The organism is Devosia sp., from assembly GCF_041917035.1.
Lineage (GTDB): Bacteria > Pseudomonadota > Alphaproteobacteria > Rhizobiales > Devosiaceae > Devosia_A.
In genome coordinates, this window is sequence record NZ_JAYRYM010000401.1 from 1 (window position 1) to 2,205 (window position 2,205).

The 2,205-nt window shown below is 65.8% G+C and carries 3 protein-coding genes; 2 read left to right on the forward strand and 1 reads right to left on the reverse strand.

Translation table 11 applies throughout. The features are described from left to right. On the reverse strand, window positions 1–377 hold a 377-nt coding region (locus ACE3TU_RS21595), incomplete at its 3' end, for a Gfo/Idh/MocA family oxidoreductase (protein ID WP_374627914.1). Between the two features lie 209 nt (window positions 378–586). Here ACE3TU_RS21595 and ACE3TU_RS21600 point away from each other — a divergent pair. Both ACE3TU_RS21600 and ACE3TU_RS21605 read left to right on the forward strand, forming a co-directional pair. Then, entirely contained in the window at window positions 587–1,270 is a 684-nt protein-coding gene (locus tag ACE3TU_RS21600; RefSeq protein WP_374627915.1) for a TetR/AcrR family transcriptional regulator, read from the forward strand. A gap of 184 nt (window positions 1,271–1,454) precedes the next feature. Beyond that, the coding region (locus ACE3TU_RS21605) for an ABC transporter substrate-binding protein (protein ID WP_374627916.1) at window positions 1,455–2,205 on the forward strand (751 nt) is incomplete at its 3' end.

Here is a 2,205-nt window from a genome sequence, read left to right on the forward strand (position 1 = left end):
GCGAGGGCGATGGCGGAGTCGAGATCGTCGGAAACCGGCTTCTCGCAGTAGACGTGCTTGCCGGCGTCGATGGCGCGCGACAGCAGCTCGGCCCGCATCTGCGTGGTGCCGGCATCGAAGAACAGCTTGTCGTCCGGATTGGCCAGCGCCGCATCGAGATCGGTGGTCCATCGGGCAATCCCGTGCCGGTCGGCAAGCCGCTGGATCTTCTCGCGATCACGCCCGACGATGATCGGATCGAGCAGCAGCCGGTCGCCATTGGCGAGAACGAGGCCGCCCTGCTCGCGGATCGCGAGGACGGAGCGCAGCAGGTGCTGATTGTACCCCATTCGGCCGGTCACGCCATGCATGATCAGCCCAAGCCGCCGCTCGGCCATTTTCCCCTCCACCGCGTCCATCTTTGTAACTGTTTGGTTACTTGGATACACAAGGCTAGGATGAACCGTCAAGGGGTGCCGACGGCGGACGGCGCGGGATGAAACCAAAGTCGGACAGCCCTCCCGCCGCACGCCTCTGCTGCTCATGCTAGAGCGCTGGCGGGACGAAAAGAAACACTTCTGGGCCCGGTTGGCGGCGGGGAGGACTGATGGCAAGCGATGTGGCGGTGGCAAAGACGCGGCGCAGGGCGACCGCGGACCTGCCGGTGCGACCCCGCGATGCCGAAAAGACCAAGGCCTCGATCCTGAGCGCGGCCCGCGACGAGTTCTGCGAGGAAGGCTTCAAGGGCGCCCGGGTCGACGCCATCGCCGATCGCGCCAAGGCCAACAAGCGGCTGCTCTACCACTATTTCGGCAACAAGGAAGCGCTGTACGAGGCGGTGCTGCTCGACGCCTACAAGGAGATCCGTCGCGGTGAGCGCGAGCTGCGCATCAGCCAGTACGATCCGGTGGAAGCGGTGGACCGGATCATCCGCTTCACCTTCCGGCACTTCCTCGCCAACCCCTGGTTTCCCCGGCTGCTCTCGGTGGAAAACCTGCAGAACGCGCGCTTCGTCAAGAAGATCAGGAACGTCGACGAGATCCGCTCGCCGATCGTCGGCGAGCTTCATGAGATCGTGAAGCGCGGCCACGACCTCGGCATCTTCCGCACCGACGTCGATCCGATGCAGCTGTACATCTCGATCATCTCGCTGTGCTACTTCTACGTCTCCAACATGCAGACGCTGTCCGTGGTTTTCGGCAAGGATCTCAGCCAGTTCGCGCTGATCCAGGATCGCGAGGCGCAGGCCGTGCAGATGGTGCTCGACTATCTGAGGACCAAGCGGACCTGATCCGCGGCGACGAGGACCCGCAAGTCCTGCCGGCGATTCTGAGCGCCCCGAGCGATGGCCGATCCGCCCTCAAGCGGGATTGACACCGCCGATTTGCCAGCCCATGGTTGTAACCAACTGGTTATTTAGGTCCGGAAGGAGCACAACGCCCCCGGCCCCGAATGGCAGTAATTGGGAGGAAGCCATGACCATCAGACTAGACCGACGCCAGTTTCTGCTCGGCTCGACGGCACTTGCCGCCGCGGCCGGGATTTCGCCCGCCTTCGCCCAGCAGGCGCTGCGGCTGATCTTCTGGGGCAGCCAGGCCCGCGCCGACCGCACCTACGGCGTGACGGACCTGTACGCCAAGGCCGGCGGCCCGGCCATCGAGGGCGAGTTCCTCGCCTGGAACGACTACTGGCCGAAGCTCGCGACCCAGACCGCCGGCGGCAACGCCCCGGACGTGGTCCAGATGGACTACCGCTACATCGTCGAGTATGCGACCCGCGGCGCCATCGCCCCGCTCGACGAATTCGTCGGCGGCGCCCTGCAGCTCGCCGACTTCGACCAGGACCAGCTCGATGGCGGCAAGGTGGACGGCAAGCTCTACGGCATCAGCCTGGGCGCCAACTCCGTGGCTCTGATGATCAACACCGTCGATTTCGACAAGGCCGGCGTGCCGGTGCCCGGACCGACGACCACCTATGCCGACTTCGAGGCCATCGCCGATGCGTTCGCCGCTGCCGGCGTGGGCAAGAAGGTGCTGGCCGACGGCTCGGGCTCCGAACCGATGTTCGAGAACTGGCTGCGCCAGCGCGGCAAGGCGCTGTACACCGCCGACGGCAAGCTCGGCTGGGAAGAGGGCGACGCCGTCGACTGGTTCACCATGTGGGCCGGACTGCGCGACAAGGGCGTCTGTGTCGGCGCCGAGGACCAGGCGCTCGACACCGGCCCGC

Bases quoted from the DNA above. Each gene is read 5' to 3' on its own strand.
- ACE3TU_RS21600 (WP_374627915.1), top strand. From the start codon at position 587: ATGGCAAGCGATGTGGCGGTGGCAAAGACGCGGCGCAGGGCGACCGCG.